General features: G+C 63.8%; 15 protein-coding genes and 2 pseudogenes. 13 read left to right on the plus strand and 4 right to left on the minus strand.

Going from position 1 to position 19483, the window contains the following annotated elements:
- From BCL67_RS13895 to BCL67_RS13910, 3 genes and pseudogenes are all read right to left on the minus strand, one after another.
- Positions 1–434, minus strand: a pseudogene (locus BCL67_RS13895) (hypothetical protein); the annotation flags it as partial.
- Positions 434–1456 (minus strand): transglycosylase SLT domain-containing protein, encoded by a 1023-nt coding sequence (locus tag BCL67_RS13900; protein ID WP_181256034.1) that lies wholly within the window; start codon positions 1454–1456, stop codon positions 434–436. The pseudogene BCL67_RS13895 and the gene BCL67_RS13900, both read right to left, overlap by 1 nt.
- Positions 1457–3044: 1588 nt before the next feature.
- On the minus strand, positions 3045–5111 hold the full coding sequence (locus BCL67_RS13910) for a cytochrome c oxidase assembly protein (RefSeq protein WP_146131185.1): 2067 nt from the start codon (positions 5109–5111) through the stop codon (positions 3045–3047).
- A 238-nt stretch (positions 5112–5349) separates the two neighbouring features.
- Between BCL67_RS13910 and BCL67_RS13915 the strand changes: the two genes are divergently transcribed.
- The 9 genes from BCL67_RS13915 (at position 5350) to BCL67_RS13955 (ending at position 13222) form a co-directional block, all read left to right on the plus strand.
- Complete coding sequence (locus BCL67_RS13915) at positions 5350–5985, plus strand: copper resistance CopC family protein (protein WP_181256035.1); 636 nt, start codon at positions 5350–5352, stop codon at positions 5983–5985.
- 374 nt (positions 5986–6359) lie between these two features.
- Positions 6360–6917 carry a hypothetical protein gene (locus BCL67_RS15260; RefSeq protein ID WP_146131186.1) on the plus strand — a complete coding sequence of 186 codons (558 nt, stop codon included), beginning with the start codon at positions 6360–6362 and terminating at the stop codon, positions 6915–6917.
- 78 nt (positions 6918–6995) lie between these two features.
- Positions 6996–7751 carry a DsbA family protein gene (locus BCL67_RS13925; protein ID WP_258175095.1) on the plus strand — a complete coding sequence of 252 codons (756 nt, stop codon included), beginning with the start codon at positions 6996–6998 and terminating at the stop codon, positions 7749–7751.
- Positions 7748–8389, plus strand: coding sequence for a vitamin K epoxide reductase family protein (locus BCL67_RS13930; RefSeq protein ID WP_106124023.1), 642 nt, complete (start codon positions 7748–7750; stop codon positions 8387–8389). The genes BCL67_RS13925 and BCL67_RS13930 overlap by 4 nt, the downstream gene beginning before the upstream one ends.
- Positions 8390–8487: 98 nt before the next feature.
- A complete protein-coding gene (locus BCL67_RS13935; protein ID WP_106124024.1) occupies positions 8488–9168 on the plus strand; it encodes a TlpA family protein disulfide reductase in 681 nt (226 codons plus the stop codon).
- A complete protein-coding gene (locus tag BCL67_RS13940) occupies positions 9168–9932 on the plus strand; it encodes a cytochrome c biogenesis CcdA family protein (protein WP_106124025.1) in 765 nt (254 codons plus the stop codon). Before BCL67_RS13935 ends, BCL67_RS13940 begins: the two co-directional genes overlap by 1 nt.
- A 151-nt stretch (positions 9933–10083) precedes the next feature.
- The gene (cmtR, locus tag BCL67_RS13945; RefSeq protein ID WP_106124026.1) at positions 10084–10446 is read left to right on the plus strand and encodes a Cd(II)/Pb(II)-sensing metalloregulatory transcriptional regulator CmtR; all 363 of its coding nucleotides are present in this window, start codon (positions 10084–10086) and stop codon (positions 10444–10446) included.
- Positions 10401–12434 (plus strand): heavy metal translocating P-type ATPase, encoded by a 2034-nt coding sequence (locus BCL67_RS13950; protein ID WP_106124027.1) that lies wholly within the window; start codon positions 10401–10403, stop codon positions 12432–12434. The genes cmtR and BCL67_RS13950 overlap by 46 nt, the downstream gene beginning before the upstream one ends.
- Before the next feature lie 59 nt (positions 12435–12493).
- Complete coding sequence (locus BCL67_RS13955; protein WP_106124028.1) at positions 12494–13222, plus strand: ZIP family metal transporter; 729 nt, start codon at positions 12494–12496, stop codon at positions 13220–13222.
- A gap of 255 nt (positions 13223–13477) precedes the next feature.
- Here the strand turns inward: BCL67_RS13955 and BCL67_RS13960 are convergent, their stop codons facing one another.
- Entirely contained in the window at positions 13478–13852 is a 375-nt protein-coding gene (locus BCL67_RS13960) for a DUF6804 family protein (protein WP_106124029.1), read from the minus strand.
- Positions 13853–14221: 369 nt separating this feature from the next.
- Between BCL67_RS13960 and BCL67_RS13965 the strand changes: the two genes are divergently transcribed.
- The 4 genes and pseudogenes from BCL67_RS13965 to BCL67_RS13980 form a co-directional block, all read left to right on the plus strand.
- Positions 14222–15640 (plus strand): cytochrome ubiquinol oxidase subunit I, encoded by a 1419-nt coding sequence (locus tag BCL67_RS13965; RefSeq protein WP_106124030.1) that lies wholly within the window; start codon positions 14222–14224, stop codon positions 15638–15640.
- Between the two features lie 33 nt (positions 15641–15673).
- Positions 15674–16690, plus strand: coding sequence for a cytochrome d ubiquinol oxidase subunit II (cydB, locus tag BCL67_RS13970; protein WP_106124031.1), 1017 nt, complete (start codon positions 15674–15676; stop codon positions 16688–16690).
- Positions 16691–16706: 16 nt separating this feature from the next.
- Positions 16707–18509, plus strand: coding sequence for a thiol reductant ABC exporter subunit CydD (cydD, locus tag BCL67_RS13975; RefSeq protein WP_106124032.1), 1803 nt, complete (start codon positions 16707–16709; stop codon positions 18507–18509).
- Positions 18506–19483: pseudogene (locus BCL67_RS13980) on the plus strand (thiol reductant ABC exporter subunit CydC); the annotation flags it as partial. The gene cydD and the pseudogene BCL67_RS13980, both read left to right, overlap by 4 nt.

A 19483-nucleotide genomic window follows, 5' to 3' on the forward strand; every position in this document is an offset into this window, starting at 1 on the left:
GCGCGGTTCGGTGTGGCGGTGGGCTGACTCGTTGCGCCGGCCTCGGCGGCGTCGAGCCATTCCGCCCCGGTCGCGGGGCGCTCGGGCGCGGTGATCGAGTCGGCAAGCTCCTCGGTCATGAGATCCGCTGCGCGCATTTCAGCGGCAGTCCGGTTGAAGTCCTCGTTGGGGTCCCAGGTGGTCATGATCTCTGCGACCTCCATCCCCAGTTCCTCCATCGCCTCACGATCCGCTAGCGGATCTTCGTCCTGATCCTCGTCGGCTGTCTCTTCGGCCGGCTCGGGCTGGACCTGGGAAGCGCTGGGTTCCGGCGTGGGGTCGGGCTCCTGTGCTGCGGGCTCATCCGATGAGAGAGCGACGTAGGCGAAAGCGCCGGCGATTCCGCCCAGCAGCAGCACCGCGACGACGATTCCAATGATGGTGTTCCGGCCCATTAGCTGATGCCCTTTTCTCTCAGTAGTGGTGACGGGTCCACGAGGTTTTCCCACCCTGGAATGCTCTCGTCACCGTTGGGGGTGCCGATTTGGAAGTGTAGGTGCTCTCCTGCCGATGACCCGGTGTTGCCCTGGGTGCATAGCGGGGTGCCTGGTGCCACGGTGTCACCGGGGTTTACCTCGATGCTGTTGGCAGCGCAGTGCGCGAACTCGATGTGGAGCCCTGGGGCGTCGGGCATCTTTCCCAGCACGACCCAGCCCAGTTGTCCCCAGCCGTTGATCACGCCGGTGGCGCGGATCTCTAGATCCATCGGCGCGACGACGGTAGAGCCGGAGGGGCCGGCAAAGTCGAGCCCTCGGTGATCGGAGACGCCGCCTGAGCAGTTCAGGGCGTTGAGGATCGGGCAGGACCGTGCGCCGAATCCAGATGTGATCGTGGACCCTGGCAGGGGGCTCACCCACTCCCCTGTGCCAAGTTCTCCGATCTCCTGGCCACCCACGGGTGAGCAGTCTGCGGAGTAGTTGCCTTGGGCGCTTCCCATGATGGTTTCTACGTACTGTTCGGTCTCGGGGAAGCCGGGGATTCCCCCGGCGCTCTGGACCGCCCCGGGACCGGCGTTGTACGCCGCGAGGGCCAGCTCTGCTAGCTCGCGCTCATTACCGGCCAAGTCCGACACTTCTTCGGACACAGCGCCCATGTAGCGACCCATAGCGGCTATGGCGTCCTCGGGGTTGAAGGGGTCTCCCCCGTCGCCGTAGGTGGCCCAGGTCTGGGGCATGAACTGCGCGATTCCTTGGGCGCCTGCGGGGCTTTCAGCGTCGGGGTTCCATCCTGATTCGGCGTCGATCTGCGCTGCCAGGAGATCGACGGAGAGGCCCGATTCAGCGGCCGCGGAGTCAAGGGCCTCGCGGTATTCCTCGGGGATCGAGGAAGCGTCCTCCGTGGTGCCGGGACGGCACGACGCTTGCGGCTCTGGTTCTTCTCCCCCGCTGATCGCAATGACGAGGATGAACAGTGGCACACCTATCAGAACAGCGAGGATACCGAGCATTAGCCCGCATCCTGAGCCTTTATTGTCCGACATTGATTTCCTTAGCCTAGATATGCAACACGTACAAGATTAAGCTTCCTTGGCTACCACTGTATAGAAGCTCAGCTATAGATGGGTGTCGAACTAGGTGTTTCGCAACCCTTAGGTTGCGAGGCAGCGAGATGCGGCACCTCTCCCCCGCCAAAGATCCGCGAGATCTCGCAGCAGCCGATACATCCAGGAGCCTCGCAACCGTGTCTCGATAGCTTCGTGTACTCATCGTCAGTTGCGAGACACCTGGACGAAGCGGCGATAGGGAACGTTCGATTGGGAATGCCTGGCCGGCACTAAGGAGGATGGCGTCCCGAGCCCGGCGCTGAAATCGCCTGCTTGCTCCAGGAACGCGCAAACCCCGCGGCCGGAGTGTGAGGGGACACTGTTTCCGGACGCGGGGTTCACTGAATCACTCGCACCTTCAAGAGGTAGCAACGACACTAGAGGGCTTTCGTGGACACGCAGTGGTCGAGGCCTGGTAGCTCCCTGGAGGCAACAAGTGGACAGCACCAGACGGCGTAGAAGGATGCGAGCGGTAGAGGATCCCTCAGCGTGCATTATTCCCTCGACGGGAGTCCGAGTGCCCGCAAGCCGACCGGCTTGCGGGCGGTGACCACACCATCTCCTGCCGCGGCGCAAGGACCAGCAGTGGATGTCAGGTGAAACCAGCGGCGCCTGTGTCGACGACTCCCCAAAACTGGACGCTCATCGCGTGGCAAGGTGACCAGTATTCACGCCTCATCGAGAGCGCCGCCTGGAGCAGACTGTCGCGGTTCGGGTGGAGAAGTAACTCCTACGCAAGATGCTGAACTCAGAGGCCGTTGCGCACAACGCGGGAAGCACCTTCGAACTAGCAGTGGCCACGGCTGCCGGAACCCGACCAACTACCAGTCACGTATCCTGGGCAAGAACTTCAGACGGCCACGCCGATGCCCCAGAACCGCCCTCGCGGGAGCACGCACACCGAAGTGTGAATAACTGAAAAAATACGCCTCTCGCGAAAACTGTATTAGCGCTAGGATTTTATGGATAACTTCTGGATGTATTTTGAGGTTCTTGCTCCCTCCATAGGAGTGGGACTGGTGTTCTGGATGGCTATGCGTGCCATCTTCCGCGCGGACCGCAGTGAGCGAGCTGCGGAGGCGCAGGTGCGCCAAGAGGCATCACAGCAGGGCTCCGGGCACACGCCGGAGGCCCTGGATGAACCCGTCCCGGAAGAGCTACGGCGAACATCTCACCACTAGAGTCTCGATAGCCCGAGACGCAGAGCCTTGCCCTCGTCGAGTTCTCCAAGAACCCCAGTACGTGACCGGTCAACGCCAATGGAGCGAGTCAATCCGCACCCGTCCAGGTCACCGCGCGGTGATCAAGGTAGTTTCCTCGACAGTCGCTACTTAGCTCCTGGCGCCCGCATTGAAGCGGGTCTTTGTCCAGCCTCGAGATCTACGTCGCAGCTCTACCCGAAACCTGTTGTGAGTCCAACCACAAGAATGGTGCAGCCGGGGAGACTTCTCCAGAATCGGCCTCAATCACTAGATGCACCCCCGTCGCTGGGGACGGGCACAGGATACGACCTTGATGCTGCCCTGGCAGGTGAACGCCGAGTGGCTGTGGCCCCGAGAGCTAGAGCCACAATGCTTGCGCCCCCAACACCAAGAACGATCCTGCCCCCCAAGTCTTGGTCGGACAGAGCATTGTCCATCCAGGGCAGCCCCATCTGTGCGAAGTAGTCCACCGAAAGCAGCCCGGTCTGGCAAATGATGCCGAATCCCAGAACGGCGTAGCAGGCCAGTGCCACTCCTAGAGCAAGCAATCGCCCAGGATAAGTAGTCTGACGATGACCGGGCGCGTTGGTGACAGCCTGGATGAAGGCGCCGCTGATCAGCAACAGATACACCACCAGGGCAGCGCGAGCGAAATAGCTTCCTGCCGTGAGGTCTAACAGCGGAGTGAGGAACAACACCAGCAGTGACCCACCCAGAATCCCCGCCAGCAGCACCGGATGGGCCAAGGCACTCACTCTGGGTGATCGAGTCAGGTGCAAAATCCATTCCCGGGGACCATAGGAGCCGTCCTGGCGTGGAGGCAACGCCTGCAACGCCAGGACGGGGCCAGCTCCGTGCACCAAAAAAATGGGCACTACCGCAGTGATTATCAGCAGTTGCAGCGCGTATCCGCTGAACAGGACCCCGCCGTACACGCTGGGGCCTCCGTTGGTTAGCCAGAAGAACAGCACCCAGCCGAGAATCCAGCTGGCGGTCCGACCCGGAGCCCAGATCTCGCCGCGCCGACGCAGACGCGCCACCCAGCGCAGGTAGACCAGGACGGCGGCGACGCTGAGCAGGCCCAACATCAGATCCGGTCGCCAGTGGCTGAGGTAGCTCAGCACCGTCGGCGGTGGTGGCACCGGGCTGCCAGTCAGGAAGAAGGCCAACCCTGAATCGGTGGGAGCAGGTTCCTGGGGAATGGGCGGTGCCGAAGAGCCTAGAGCCCCGGCCACTCCCATGACCGCGCCCATGACCAGCACCTCCACACCGGCCAATCGCCAGAACGCCCACCCCCGAACCTGACGGGGCTTGCCTTCAGAACCGAGGTCGGCCTGGGAGGCGACCGCGTGTCTGCCGATCGCCGGGATCGTCACCCGGCGGTGCCACCACCCGGCTACACCCAGCACCAGGGTCAACACGATTTTGATCATCAACAGCCAGCCATAGGTAGTCGTGACCAGGTCCGTCACGCTCTGCAGCCGGATCCAGGCACTGGTGATGCCCGAGACGGCCACCAGGACAAAGCACCACAGGGCCACCTGTGAATAGCGCTGCACCACAGCGCCAAGGGTTGGACCGGTGCGCGGTGCCACTAGGCACAACACCGCCAGACCGCCGGCCCAGATCGTGACCCCGACCACATGCAACCAGATCGCAGTCACCGCCAGCTCGTGATTGGCTGCTCCTGCGGCGTGACCGGTCAGGGCCAGCGGCACCAGGGCCAGCACACCTAACAACAGGGTCACGGCAGCTGAGGTGTACCCAGTGACCGTGACCGCGACCGCGGAGGCCAGGACGATGATCAGCGCCCCGGCCACAAGAATGCGTCCCGCATCGATCTCGGTGACGTACTGCACCAGATGCTCCATGTAAGACACGCTGCCGATTCCCGTGCCAAGGGCCGCGAGGTGGGTCAGGATCAAGTGCGCCAGCTGTGTCGGGACCCAGAGGACCACGGCGAACATCCCGATGCCGGCGGCGAAACGCCAGGCACCCCCCACTGGCTCTTTCCCGGATCCAGTAGCGGATTCCGCACCCTCGATACCGCCCCGGGTGTCGGGCTGGCCGTTGATCTCCGGGTGCCGTCGGGGAAGAACAAAGGCACAAAGGAAGAAGGCACCGATGGCCACGGTCGCCGTCAGGTTCAGGAGCACTGTCACGATCGGCGTGCCCCACCGCACCACCGGGCCAGGATCGGCCAAGGAGCTCGGAGCTGAGGCACCGGTCATCAGCAGCCCGGCCACGGTAGCGAGCACCGCTGCGAGCAGACCCGCGAGAACGAACCACCACACCGACGGGCGACCAATACGCATCAAATTTTTCACCCGCCAAGGCTAGCCTCGATCCTGGCCGGACCCATGACGGTGCCCTGGTGCTTCACACGAGCGACCAGGCTGCACCGCCTGCGTGCAGGCCCTCAGTACTGGTGACACCGGAGCAGACATCCTCTTCAGCATCCCGCGCAGGTGCTCTTCAGCGCTCCTGTCCTTTTAGGATGGCCTGATGCGAAGCCACGTTTCTGCTCGCCCTACCCGAGTTCTACCCCGAGTCTTCATATTCACCATGATCGTCGCTCTGCTCGGTGTAATCAGCACCGTCACCGCGCCCCGAGCTCTGGCCCACGACGTCCTGGTGGACACCACCCCGTCGGACGGAGCCGTGCTGCAGCAACCCCCGCACCAGGTCTCGCTGACCTTTTCTGGGGAACTGGTGGAGATGAACCCGCTGATCATCGTCTCTGACGCAGAGGGCGAGGTCATCACCGATACTCCACCGCGCATCGATTCTGGTACCGCCACCGTGCCCTTGCCTGACGTGGGCGCCGGGGACTACCGGGTGCAATGGTCGGTGGTGTCCTCTGACGGACACCGCATCGAAGGAAGCTACTCGTTCAGCGTCGCAGCAGAATCACCGTCTGCACAGGATCCCAGCTCCGAACCCACCGACGAGGACCCAGAACAGGCTGGCACCCCAGCCCCACCAGCGTCTTCTCAGAGCCCTGAGCGGGACCCCACCTCCGATGCGGACGCCGACCTTTCCGGGACCCAGGATTCAGGCGGCCTGCCCGCCTGGCTGACGCTTGTCCTCACTGCGGTGGTGCTGGGCGCAGTGGTGCTGGGCGCAGTAATCATCACTGTCACCAGGCGCCGCAACGCTGATGCGTCAATTAGACGGCCCTGGTCGCGAGTCGGAAAGTGAACCCACGCTTGCTGACTGGTCCCCGCTGACACTCCAGCCGGCGATGCCTACTAGGGTCGGGCATTCCTGCTCAACGTGGGTCCGCATCCTGACGTGAACGAGATCCAGGGCGGCGCCTTGACCACATCAGTGCCGCCTGGCCGGCGAACAGCATCACACAGACCGGCGATGGCAGCATCTACACCACGAGGCTGCCCGTCAGTCGCACGGGAACGATCCCCGCAGGCCTTCCGATGGGTTCGCAGCTGCCGGGCCGGGCTTGTATGACTCTCCACAGGCACCTCTCGGTATGCCGTTTTCTACGTCCTGTAGAATTTCTGCAGATAGCCGATCCCCACCCGTGGGGTGTGGAGACTGGGAGGAGGCAGGGTGCTGTGTACGCCTCAAATCTTCGCGGTCTGGGACGGGTCGCCCGGGGTCTCATCATCGGTTTCACCGCCGTACTCTCCACCGCTGTGGCTCACTACTCCGCCACCGGCCATGTGCCGGAACCAGTAACAGTTCTCCTCGCCCTCACTGTGGCCACACCGGTCTGCATTGGGCTCTCCCGCGTGCCGCGCAGCCGAGGACGACTCGTCAGTGCGGTACTGACTGGTCAAGTGTTCCTTCACCTGTTGTTCGGGCCAGGTCCCGCTGCTGTGGGGGATCATCAGCATCCGCTGCTGATTCATCTCGAATTCGGCGCCCTCTCGATTCATGTGGTGGCTCTGGTGGTCACCTACGCGGTGATTCGTCGCGGCGATGAGCTGGTAGAAGTGCTGTACCTAGTGCTGGGGATGTCGCTGTTTCAGCCGCTGCCCGAGGTCATTCCCCGGGCCTCCTACCCAGCCTGTGTGGCCGTGGCAAACACGATATGGGCGCCCGTCAAACCTCGCCCTGGGGAGGGGCCCACTCCTCTTCGGGGACCACCAGAGCTCATCCTGGCCTCGTGAAGCGCGTCTGAGACTCGATCGCTGCTGCGCTTCGGCGGTGGCTTGTGATGCTCTGCCCCGGTGAGCTGCGCTCTACCGGTGACCAAGAACCTGCCTCAAGAACGGATCCCCATGTCTGCTGATCACCCCTCAGATCCCCCTATCAACAGCCCCCTTGGCGGCACGGCCACCAAGAAAAAGACTCTACGATGGCTTCTTGGCGTAGCAGTCGTCGTGGTCCTAGCCGTGGTCGCGATCATGATCTTCCGCGATTCCCCGGACGAAACGCCTCCTGCCTCTGAGTCCAGCGCGGTGAACTCCGAGCTGATCGTCAGAGAAGATTCACGCAGACTCGACGACGTCCCGCAGAGCGATGTGACCTTTGTGGAGTTCCTGGACTTCGAGTGCGAAGCCTGCGGCGCGATCTACCCCACCGTCGAAGATCTCCGGGAACGCTACGAAGGAGAAGTGTCCTTCGTGATCCGGTACTTCCCCCTCGATGGACACCCAAACTCCCGGCAGGCAGCCCACGCGGTGGAAGCTGCCGCCCGACAGGGTGAACTAGAGGCCATGTATCAGCAGATGTACGAGACCCAGGAGCAATGGAGCCACAACGAAGACCCTCAGGACGATGTGTTTCGTGGCTACGCCGAGGAACTCGGACTCGACATGGATCAATGGGAAGAGGACTACTTCTCCGATGAGGTCGCAGACCGGGTCCAAGCGGACTTTGACGATGCTGTAGAGCTTCAACTCCAGGGAACACCGACGTTCTTCGTCAACGACGAACAGCTCAACCCTGAGTCGATCGAAGACCTCACAGACCCCCTTGATGAAGCCCTCGAAGCTCAGTGAGGACACACACCACACCTGAGTCGTCTAAAAGTTCCGCACCAGTATCACCCGGAGGTGTTCCGGGCCTACCCCCCAAGGTCACGGGGCTGGTTCTCCTCGTCTCTGGTGTCCTGGGACTGGTGCCTTCTTTCATACTCGCGGTGGAGAAGTACTGGCTGCTGACCAACCCCTTCTATTCTCCGAGCTGCACCCTGGGCGAGACCGTGTCCTGTTTGCCGGTGATGAACTCCTGGCAAGCTGAGGTCTTTGGTTTCCCCAACCCGTATATCGGCCTCGTAGGATTTGCACTGGTCGCTGCCACCGGCGGGGCACTTCTGGGTGGTGCCCGCCTGAGCGGGTGGTACTGGGGCGGCCTGCAGGCCGGTGTCACACTTGGCACGTTCTTCGTCGGCTGGTTGATGTCTCAGAGCCTATTCAGCATCGAAGCGCTCTGCCCCTATTGCATGCTCGCGTGGGCCGCCATGTTCTCCGCCATGTGGTACGTCAGCCTCGAATCCCTGAGCCGATGGGGCCACCAGAGATCTGGAGGACCCCCACGACTGGCACGGACCGTGCTGGAGCACCACGGCACCGTGTTGCTGACATGGTTCGTACTGATCGCGGGACTCGTGATCGTTGCCGCTCTGAACTTCTCCTAAAGTGTGCGGCTCCCCTTGTCCCAGAGCGCGGCGAGGACGGCAAGCACAGAGCCCGACCGGCCGCACAGGACCGCGAAGATCTCACACCAGGAGACTCCATGACAGCAGATTCTTCACCCACACCTCGGACCCGCCGGCACGCCCTCACCACGATCGCGTTGACCGCCACGGCGTTTATGGTCAGTGCTTGCGGCTCCGAGAATGACGACTTAGCACAGCGAGCACAAAATGATGGATCGAACTACATCTCTGGCGACGGTTCCGTGGAGGAGTACGCACCTGATAGTCGTGGAGCTGCCGTGGCCTTCGAGGCCACACTCTTCAACGGTACGAAGATCACCCCGGAAACCCTCCAGGGTGAGGTCACCGTCCTCAACTTTTGGTACGCCGCCTGCGCTCCGTGCCGGGTAGAGGCTCCCGACTTAGAAGCCGCCTATGAGGAGTTCAGACCCGATGGCGTCCAATTCTTCGGGATCAATACCCGCGATACTCAAGCGACTGCCGAGGCTTTTGAACGGAACTTCGGCATCACCTACCCCTCTATGGAGGACCGGACCGGAGAGGTCATGATGGCCATGACCGATTACGTCCACCCCTCCGCGGTACCCACGACGTTGGTCCTGGACACCCAGGCTCGGGTCAGCGCTCGTGTTGTAGGAATCATCGAGCCGAGCACACTGCGCACCCTGATCAGCACCGTACTGAACGAAGATCAAGCCGACTTAACCGGCAGCGGCGTCGTTGACAGCGTCGGCGAGGAGCAGAGGGGGAACCGTTGATGCTCGGCGCAGCCACCACGAATAACCCTTTCGCAGAAATCGTCTTCGACAGCTCGCTGTTATTGGCCACACCGGTTGCCATGCTCGCGGGCCTGGTCTCCTTCCTCTCTCCGTGCGTGCTGCCGCTGGTGCCTGGCTACCTCGGGTATATCACCGGGCTCTCCGGGGTTGAACTGCATCAACGCTCGCGTTCACGCATGGTGCTCGGCGCGCTGCTCTTCGTCCTGGGGTTCAGCGTGGTCTTCATGCTGATCGGGTCCGTATTCATCTACGCCACGACCTGGCTCAGGGTCGAGGGGGGCTGGGTCACTCAGCTGCTCGGTGTGATCGTCGTTTTCATGGGCCTGGTCTTCATGGGCGCCTTCAGCTTTTTCCAGCGTGAACGAAAGATCCACCGCCGCCCACCAGACGGACTGCTAGGAGCACCCTTCCTCGGTGCGACCTTCGGCATCGGCTGGGCACCATGTATCGGACCAACCCTGGCCGCGGTCCTGGCGCTGGTCTACGGAGAAGATTCCACACGCGGAGCCCTCCTGGTGTTTGCCTACTGCCTGGGACTGGGAATCCCCTTCATCCTCATCAGCGCAGGCATGCAACGTGGCATGCGCACCTTGAAGTTCTTCACCCGGCACAAGACCACTGTCATGCGACTGGGCGGGGGCATGTTGATCACCGTGGGCCTGTTAATGGTCACCGGAATCTGGAATGACTGGACCTACGCTCTCCAAGACTGGTTCGCCAACGAAGTAGTCATGCCCATCTGATCAATGAGCCGCTCCCACTACGAAGGTAGCCCTGGGGTTTTCTGGTGTTTGCCAAGATTCCCGGGGGCCGGGGAATTGAGAAACTTTTCTCGCCCACCGAGGCCGTACGAGACTCTCCAAACAGTTCACTACTTGATGTATAGTTCAGCGCATGCTGACTATTGCTTCGCGTCTCGATGTGATGAACCGGCTGGGTCGGGCGATGGCTGATCCCACCCGCTCGAGAATCTTGCTGCTCCTGCTCCAGGGGCCACGGTATCCCGGAGATCTTGCTCGGGAGCTGGGGCTCTCGCGGTCGAATGTGTCGAACCACCTGGCGTGCCTGCGGGACTGCGGGATCATCGTCGTGGAGCACCAGGGGCGGAAGACCCGCTACGAGATCGTCGACGCCCACCTGTCTCGGGCGCTGAACACGCTGGTAGAGACCACACTGGCCGTCGATGAAGAGGCCCCCTGTGTGGATCCGAAATGCACGGTAGCAGGGTGCTGCGAGGGCCAGGCGGCCCAGCAGTGACCACATCGGCCTGCGGCTGCGAAGCCCCAACACCGGCAGCTGGGCAAGAGCGCCACACCCCGTGGTGGCGAAGCCCTTCCGTGCTGATCCCTGCATCCTCGGGGCTGCTGCTGGTGTTCGGTCTCCTGGTGGAGTGGCTCTCCAGCGAAGCCGAGACGCTCGCTATGGTGCTGTTCTGGAGTTCACTGCTCTTCGGTGCCTCCCAGTTCGTCCCGGGGGCGCTGAAGGGACTGTTCACTCGCGGTCGGCTGGGAATCGGGCTGCTGATGACGATCAGCGCGACGGGTGCAGTCCTTCTGGGGTATATCGAGGAAGCCGCCGCTCTGGCTTTCCTGTACTCGATCGTCGAGGCGCTGGAGGACCTCTCCATGGACCGGGCCCAGTCTGGGCTGCGTTCATTACTCGGCCTGATCCCCACCACCGCCACCGTGCTCGCGGCCGATGGCGCAAAACGCACCACACCGGTTGAGGATCTCGTCGCCGGTGATGTGCTGCGTCTGGCCGCTGGTGAGCGTCTGGCCACCGACGCGGTGGTGCGTTCTGGGCACAGCAGCATGGATGTCTCAGCGATCACCGGAGAATCCATCCCTGTAGAAGTCAGCCCCGGGGATGACGTGCTGGCCGGATCGATCAACACCTCCGGGACCTTAGACGTCGAAGCCACCGCCTCAGGCACGGATAACTCCCTGACCACGGTCGTGGAGCTGGTCGAGCAGGCACAGACTCAGAAGGGCAACCAAGCCCGCTTAGCCGATCGTCTAGCTCGACCCCTCGTGCCAGGGGTGCTTCTCCTGGCGACCGTGGTCGCTCTGGTCGGGTGGATCTTCGGCGACTCGGAGCTATGGGTGCAGCGTGCCCTGGTCGTCCTGGTGGCCGCCTCGCCGTGCGCGTTAGCGATCTCAGTGCCGATCACGGTGGTCTCTGGCATCGGTGCAGCCAGCAAATTTGGAGTGATCATCAAGTCCGGCGCCGCCTTCGAACGCCTCGGTGGCATCCGCCATGTGGCCCTGGACAAGACAGGGACCCTGACCCGCAATGAGCCCACCGTCACCGTGGTGCTCACCACCGGTGACACCACCCGGTCCCAGGTGTTGAACTGGGCGGCGTCTCTGGAGGCCCATAGCACCCACCCGTTGGCCGCAGCCATCACGGCCGAGTCCACCGAGGTGCTTGATGCTCAGCAGGTCACAGAGACGGCTGGTCAAGGAATCAGCGGGGTCCTCGATGAGGTGCCGATGTCTGTGGGGAATCCGCGCTGGCTCAGCCCAGGTGAACTCGCTGAACAGGTCGAAGACTTCGAGAATCGAGGCATGACCATGGTGATCCTGCACCGGAGGCGTCAGCCGGTTGGCGCGATCGGGGTCCGCGATGAGCTTCGCCCGGAGACCAGCCAGGTCATCACGTCCCTGACCTCCCGGGGTCTGGGCGTGACCATGCTCACCGGGGACAACACTCGCACCGCAGAAGCTCTCGCCCACGAGGCGGGCATCACCGAGGTTCGGTCTCAGCTGCGCCCCCAGGACAAGGCACGCGCTGTGACCCAGCTGCGCGAAGCCGGATCAGGTCCGGTGGCGATGATCGGTGACGGCATCAATGACGCCCCCGCCCTGGCCACCGCAGATATCGGTATCGCCATGGGTGCCACCGGCTCGGACGCCGCAGTCGAATCAGCAGATGTCGCGTTCACCGGCGAAGACCTGCGTCGGATCCCCCAGGCACTTGATCACACCCGGCGAGGCCGACAGATCATCACCCAGAACATCGTCTTGTCACTGGCGCTGATCATCGTGCTGCTCCCCCTGGCGATCACCGGTGTGCTCGGTCTAGCCGCTGTCGTGCTGGTCCATGAGATCGCTGAAGTCTTCGTCATCCTCAACGGGCTGCGCGCCGCCCGCACCCCCTCAGCCGAGCATGCTTTCACCTCAGCTGAATCAGAGGCCAGGCCTCACATCACCGCACCGCACCGCACCGGCCCGTTGATCGCGTAGTGTCGCTGCGAATTCTCTACAAGAGTCTCCCGCCGATGAAATACCTTGGAGGTTAAACGATGGAGGGATTCGCCCTCGTCCTGGTCCTTGCAGCCTTGCCGGCTGCCGGGAATTTTCTCGGTGGGCTGCTCGCGGAAATCGTCAAGGTCCCCGACCGCACCCTGAGCCTGGCACTGCATCTCGCCGCTGGCATCGTCTTAGCCGTCGTCGGACTCGAACTGATGCCGGAAGCCCTCTCAGCGACGCACGCGTGGGTGCCGATCCTGGCACTGGCGGCAGGTGGGTTGGGCTTCATGGGACTAGAACGTGTCATCGACTCCGTGCGCCACCGTCTAGGACGCGGTGCTGAGAGCAACGGTCCTTGGGCGATCTTCGCTGGTGTTTCTCTGGACCTGTTCAGCGACGGGATAATGATCGGCGCCGGGACCCTCATCGACCCACGACTAGGTTTGATACTGGCCCTTGGTCAAGTGCCCGCAGATGCCCCTGAAGGCTTCGCCGCCATCGCAACCCTGCGTCGAGCAGGAGTCAACCGCGGCAAACGGATCCTGCTCGCCCTGGCCTTCGGCATCCCAGTCTTCACCGGAGCAGCTCTAGGTTATTTCGTGCTCCAATCAGCGCCTGAACTGCTGACCGTATCTGTGCTGGCGTTTACCGGCGGAATACTGATCAGTGTGGTCATCGAAGAGATGCTTGCTGAGGCACACAAGGGCGACACCAGCCCACTGGGGCCCGTAGTCCTGACATCTGGCTTCGCCCTGTTCGCGCTGATCTCCGCATACCTCTGAGAACAACCCCACAACGCGTGTCTGCAACGCGATCAAAGTCAGAACAGCGATCAGACGAAACAGACAGTCACCGAGGAAGCGGCCGCCTCGGGGGCGCGGTTCATCTGGGCGGCACAGGGGGCGGGACTGACACTGACCGACCTCAGCAGCGCCGTCCCCCCTTCTCATGGAGAGCCAGAAATTCGGTTCGTCCAGTGCGGTGCGTGCCGGCATGGTGCACCCCAGTCATGGCGGGCAACCTCAGCCCTGGGCGCTTCACTCGCCAGACCGGCCAGCGACTGGCTTCCGTGGTGTCTTGATCAAGATGCCGGCTGCGAGGAAGACACCTGCGACGGTCACGTGCGCACCAGCCCACTGCGGGCCCTCGAATTCGAATAGGTAGAGAGGGTTCCACAACACCGCGATAGCGAGCATCGCGGGGACCCACCACCACTGGCGTGCCTGCAGAGCGAACCACCCGATGATGACGGCGAGGATCGTGATGATGTAGCGGACCTCGAAGTAGTACTCGTGGTCGATCAGGGCGATCCCGGCCAGGCAGACGATCGCTGCGAGGATCGCTGGGGCGAAGGCGTTGCGTTGGTACTCCGATGGCCTCTGGGATGGTGTCTGGGCTTGCGGTGTAGGCATGAGGCTCCATTCGTAGTGTTAGCTTTCAGCCCTGCGGGCCGGCACCGCAGGAGCGCCCGACCAGTCTTCCCCTAAACCGTTCCCTCGCTAGCCGGTGGTGTCACGAGGCCGCGGCAGAGCTCAGCAAGGGCTAAACCCTAATCCTTGCACTGGCCCTGGTCCGGGTGTGGCGCCGAGTGCTTCACCACACTTTTCTACATCATGTAGAAGAACTCTTCTACACGCCGTAGAATTCGAGCACAGCGGACGTCGCGACAGCGTGACAGCCTCCGTGGACGACCAGCGTCACCAGGGATCAGGACCGGCTCCCAGGGATCAGTGCTGTCGCCCGACAGCGGAGACCCGCCCGTGCTGTTGAGGTGGAGATGCATGGAAGAGTTCTTCGATCCGCTGGCCCTGGCCCGGTGGCAGTTCGGCCTGACCACGCTGTATCACTTCATCTTCGTCCCGCTCACCATCGGCATGGCACTCATGGCGGCGATCATGCAGACCGCATGGTTTCGCACCAAGGACGTCAAGTATCTCCGCCTGACCCGGCTCTTCGGCAAGATCTTCCTGATCAACTTCGCCATGGGCGTGGTCACCGGCATCGTCCAAGAATTCCAGTTCGGGATGAACTGGTCCGAGTACTCGCGCTTCGTCGGTGACGTCTTCGGGGCGCCCCTGGCCATCGAAGGTCTGGCGGCGTTCTTCCTCGAGGCCACGTTCATCGGCCTGTGGATCTTCGGCTGGGACAAGCTTCCACGACTGGCGCACCTGCTCTGCATCTGGATGGTCTTCTTCGCCAGCGCGATGTCTGCCTACTTCATCCTGGCCGCGAACGCGTTCATGCAGAACCCGGTGGGCTACTCGATGAACCTCGAACGCGGCCGAGCCGAGCTGACGAGTCTCTGGGAGGTGCTGTCGAATCCTGTGGTCCTCGCTGCCTTCCCGCACACCATCCTGGCAGCCATCATGTTCGCCGCCACGGTCATGATCGCCGTCGCCGCATGGCATCTGCGCCGCAACCAGCATCTCGAGACCATGCGCACCGCACTGAAGGCCGGGCTCTGGACCAACGTGCTCGCCTTCATGGGAGTGGGGCTCTCCGGAGACCAGCTCTCCCTCGCGATGGTCGACGCCCAGCCGATGAAGATGGCGGCCGCAGAGGGGCTCTACGAGACCACGAGCGCGGCGAGCTTCTCGATCTTCACACTGGGCACCCCCGACGGGGCCAGCGAGCTGTTCTCCATCCGGATCCCCTACCTGCTCTCGCTGCTCTCGACCCACACCCTCGACGGTGAAGTCGAAGGGATCAACGATCTCCAGGCGCAGTACGTCACCCAGTTCGGCCCAGGCGACTATTCACCCATCATCTGGATCACCTACTGGGCCTTCCGCTGGATGATCGGACTCGGCGCGTTCTCCGCCCTGGTGAGCCTGCTGATGCTCTGGCTGACCCGGAAGAATGCGCCGGAGCGCAGCCCCTTGGTCCAGGACCGCCTCTGGAGGGTGTTGATCTGGACCGCTCCGCTGCCGATGGCGGCCTCCCTGGTGGGATGGATCTTCACCGAGATGGGTCGCCAACCGTGGATCGTGTTCGGGCTGATGAAGACCGAGGCGGCGGTCTCGCCGAATGTGGCCGGGTGGCAGGTCGCGGTTTCGCTCGCGGCGTTCACCGTGATCTACGGGATCCTCGCCGTCGTGGAGTTCAAGCTCATTCTCAAGGCTGCCCAGGAGGGTCCCCCGGAGATCACCCAGGGCGATGACGACAGTGCTGAATCCGATTCACTCGCCATCGTCTACTGAGCCGCGCACCGCGCAGGGAATGAGGATCCTCTGATGGACATCGAACAGATCTGGTTCGCCCTCGTAGCCTTCTTCTTCATCGGCTACTTCGTGCTCGACGGATTCGACTTCGGCGTGGGCATGGCCCTGCCGCTGCTGGGCCGCGACGATACCGACCGGCGCGTCATGATCAACACCATCGGACCGGTGTGGGACCTCAACGAGACCTGGGTCATCGTCGCCGGCGCGGTGCTCTTCGCCGCCTTCCCCGAGTGGTACGCCAGCCTCTTCTCCGGCTTCTATCTGCCGCTGCTGCTGATCCTGCTCGCCCTGATCCTCCGCGGGGTCAGCTTCGAATACCGGCATCAGCGCAAGCACCCGGAATGGGCGGCACGCTTCGACCTGATGATCATCATCGGCTCGTTCCTGCCCGCCTTCCTCTGGGGCGTGGCCTTCGCCAACATCATCCGTGGCGTCCCCATGGACGCGGACCACCAGGTCAGCGTCTCGCTCTTCGGTCTGCTGAACCCCTATGGCCTGCTCGGCGGGGTGACCTTGGTGCTGCTGTGCCTGGTCCACGGAATGATCTTCATCGCACTGAAGACCGAGGGTGACATCAGGATCCGCGCGCGGACGAGTGTCCTGCGCTTCATGGTGCCCACCATCGCAGTGGTTGCGACGTTCCTGTTCTGGACCGTGGCCATGCATGTCGAGGTCCCGCATCTGGGGTGGATCATGGCGATCGCGGGACTTGCTGCGGCGTCCCTGGTGACGGCCGGACTCTTCAGCCTGCGGGGCCGCGAAGGATTCGCCTTCTTCGCCATGGCGCTGACCATCGCCTCCGCCGTGGCCACGCTCTTCGTCTCGCTCTTCCCCAATGTCATGCCCTCGACGACGACGCCGGAAGGCACCCTCACGATCATCAACGCTAGCTCCTCGGAGTACACGCTCGGCGTCATGCTCTGGGTCGCGCTCATCACGACGCCGCTGGTCATCGGCTATCAGGCGTGGACCTATTGGGTCTTTCGCCGCCGGCTGGGCCGCGAGCACATCCTTTCCTCCGCTCACTAGCTCGCTGGGAGACGCGATGAAACCGCTGGATCCGAGGCTGCTGCGCTACGCGACCGCCTCGCGCAGATTTCTTGTGGCCGCGGCGCTGCTCGGCCTGGCTCAGGTAGCGCTGGCGATCATCTTCAGCGGACTGCTGGCCTGGATCCTGGCGCGCGCGGCGGCGTGGGCCGGGATCGTCGGGGAGGTGCCCGGGGCCGGCGACGGCCCGCTGCTCCCGGAGCTGGTGCCGGCACTCCTGGGCCTGGGTGCGGTGGTGCTGGGGCGCGCGGGAATCGCCTGGGCCGTGGAGTCCGTAGCGGCGCAGGCGGCGGTGAAGGCCAAGAGTCAGCTCCGCCGCGGTGCCGCTGAGGCGCTGGCCGCGAAGGTGGCAGCCGGGCAGGATTCGCCAAGCTCGCGGGACAGCGCACACGCCGTCACCGTGCTGGGATCAGGCCTCGACGCGCTGGACCCCTACTTCTCCCGCTACCTGCCGCAGCTGGTGCTCACCGCGCTGGCCATTCCGCTGCACCTCGGAGTGCTCGCGACCCAGGATCCCACCACCGCAGTCATCGTCGCGCTCACACTTCCGCTGATCCCGCTCTTCATGGCACTCATCGGCTTCTCCACCCAGGCGGCGCAGCAGCGGCAGTGGAGCCGTCTCGACCGACTTTCCCGCACCTACCTGGATCTCGTGGAGGGCCTGGCCACGCTGAAGGTCTTCAACCGGGCGCACCAGCAGCGGCAGAACCTGCGGGAGATCTCCGAGGCCCAGCGCCAGAGCACCATGAAGGTGCTGCGGATCAGCTTCCTCTCCGGGTTCGTGCTTGAACTGGCCGCCAGCATGTCCGTGGCACTGGTGGCGGTATCGGTCGGGATCCGACTGATCGACGGGCAGATGGATCTCGCGGTCGGGCTCTTCGTGCTGCTGATCGTGCCGGAGGCCTACGCACCGCTGCGTCAGGTGGGCACCAACTATCACGCGGCAGCCGAAGGAGTGGCCGCCGCAGAGGACGTCTTCGAGATCCTCGACGGCGCACCGGCGCGGGATGCCGCGGAGAAGCTCAGCGCAGGAGCGGCCGCCGGCGCGGGGTCTTCCCACACCGGGGCTTCTGGCGCGGGGTCTTCCCACACCATGTCCGCGGGACCACTGGATCTGGTGATCAGCGGACTGAGTGTGGAGCGCGGCAGCACACCGGTGATCGACGGGCTCGATATGCGCGCCCGCGCGGCGGAGATCACGGTCCTCGCGGGACCCAGCGGAATCGGCAAGTCCACCCTCTTCGCCGCCATCATGGGATTCATCCCCTCCAGCGGAGGGATCCTGCTTTCCAGCCAGGGCGCTGAGGCAAGGACGCCGCAGCTCACCGGGGCCGACCGACGCGACCTCATCGCCTGGAGCGGCCAGCGCCACGGTCTGCGCAGCGGGACGATCCTGGAGAACATCGCGATGGTCTCCGGCGAGATGGTCCCCGACAGCACGTGGACGCGGCAGCGTGCCCAAGAAACGCTGATGGATCTGGGGTTCACGGCGAATGACGCTCAGCTTCGCCTGGATCGACACATCGGAGTCCGTGGCGCGGGACTCTCCGGGGGTCAGAGTCACCGCGTGGCCATCGCACGAGCCCTGTTCCGAGCGCGCAGCCAGGGCTGCCCGGTCCTGCTCCTCGACGAACCCAGCGCAGCCCTCGACGATGCCTCTGAGAGCCAGCTGATCCTGACCCTGAAGGCTGAGGCGGCGGCAGGCCGCACGGTGGTCGTGATCAGTCACCGCAGCGCGCTGCGTGAGGCGGCCGACCGGGTGATCGATCTTTCGACCATCCCCACGGAGGCGGCGGCATGACGACGACCGTGGCTCCAGAAGGCGCACTTCGCCAGGCTCGCAGCCTGCTCGTCGCTTCACGCCCGTCCTGGCGGGCGATGGCGCCGGGTGTGATCTTCGGGGTGCTCTCCGGGCTCAGCGCGGTGCTGCTGCTGGGGAGCTCGGCCTACCTCATCACCCGGGCCGCCGAACAGCCTCCGATCCTCTACCTCGGGCTGCTGGTCGTCGGGGTCCGGGCCTTCGCGCTGTCCCGTGGCGTCTTTCGCTATCTGGAGCGGCTGAGCACCCACGACGCCGCCTTTCGGGCACTCAGCGAGGTCAGGGTAGACGCCTTCTCCCGCCTCGAACCGCTGGCGCCGGTGAAGCTGGGCCCACGACGTCGCGGCGACCTGCTCACCCGCGTGGTCCGCGATGTGGACGGACTCATCGACCTCCCGATCCGCGTGATCCAGCCGCTGGCGTCCGCCGTGACCGTGGTGGGCGTGACCGTGGCGGCGGTCGCCTGGCTCTCACCGGCGGTGGCCCTGTGCCTGGCCGCTCTGTTGCTTCTGACGTTGTTCATCGGCACGGTGGTCACCGAGTCGGTTACGGTGCGCGCCGAACGTCGCACGGCGGAGCTGCGCGGTGCACTTGCCGATGAGGTGGTGGACCTCGTCGCAGAACTCGATGTCCTGATCGCCTATGACGCCGTGGATGCCCAGCTGGGCAGGGTGAATGAGCTCGATGCACGGTTGCGCCGCGAGGCTCTGCTCGGCGCCCGAGGCGCGGGTCTGGTGGCCGCAGTCCTCATGACCGGGCTTGGCGCTGCCGTGCTGGGCGCCCTGCTCCTGGCAGTCCCCTCCCTCCAGGCCGCCGTGCCCATGGGGTCCGGGATGAGCCTCGGATTCGCCGAGGTCGACCCTGCAGTTCTGGTCACCCTTGCGCTGATCCCGCTGGCAGTCTTCGAGTTGGCAGCCAGCGTGCCGCTAGCCTGGAGCGCGCGACGCCGAGTGCTC

This window comes from Nesterenkonia sandarakina, from assembly GCF_003003175.1.
GTDB lineage: Bacteria > Actinomycetota > Actinomycetes > Actinomycetales > Micrococcaceae > Nesterenkonia > Nesterenkonia sandarakina_A.

Excerpts from the sequence above, each read along its gene's own strand:
- BCL67_RS13915 (WP_181256035.1), top strand. The coding sequence starts at position 5,350 with ATGATCGTCGCTCTGCTCGGTGTAATCAGCACCGTCACCGCGCCCCGA.
- BCL67_RS13935 (WP_106124024.1), top strand. The coding sequence starts at position 8,488 with ATGACAGCAGATTCTTCACCCACACCTCGGACCCGCCGGCACGCCCTC.
- BCL67_RS13940 (WP_106124025.1), top strand. The coding sequence starts at position 9,168 with ATGCTCGGCGCAGCCACCACGAATAACCCTTTCGCAGAAATCGTCTTC.
- cmtR (WP_106124026.1), top strand. The coding sequence starts at position 10,084 with ATGCTGACTATTGCTTCGCGTCTCGATGTGATGAACCGGCTGGGTCGG.
- BCL67_RS13950 (WP_106124027.1), top strand. The coding sequence starts at position 10,401 with ATGCACGGTAGCAGGGTGCTGCGAGGGCCAGGCGGCCCAGCAGTGACC.
- BCL67_RS13955 (WP_106124028.1), top strand. The coding sequence starts at position 12,494 with ATGGAGGGATTCGCCCTCGTCCTGGTCCTTGCAGCCTTGCCGGCTGCC.
- BCL67_RS13960 (WP_106124029.1), bottom strand. The coding sequence starts at position 13,852 with ATGCCTACACCGCAAGCCCAGACACCATCCCAGAGGCCATCGGAGTAC.
- BCL67_RS13965 (WP_106124030.1), top strand. The coding sequence starts at position 14,222 with ATGGAAGAGTTCTTCGATCCGCTGGCCCTGGCCCGGTGGCAGTTCGGC.
- cydB (WP_106124031.1), top strand. The coding sequence starts at position 15,674 with ATGGACATCGAACAGATCTGGTTCGCCCTCGTAGCCTTCTTCTTCATC.
- cydD (WP_106124032.1), top strand. The coding sequence starts at position 16,707 with ATGAAACCGCTGGATCCGAGGCTGCTGCGCTACGCGACCGCCTCGCGC.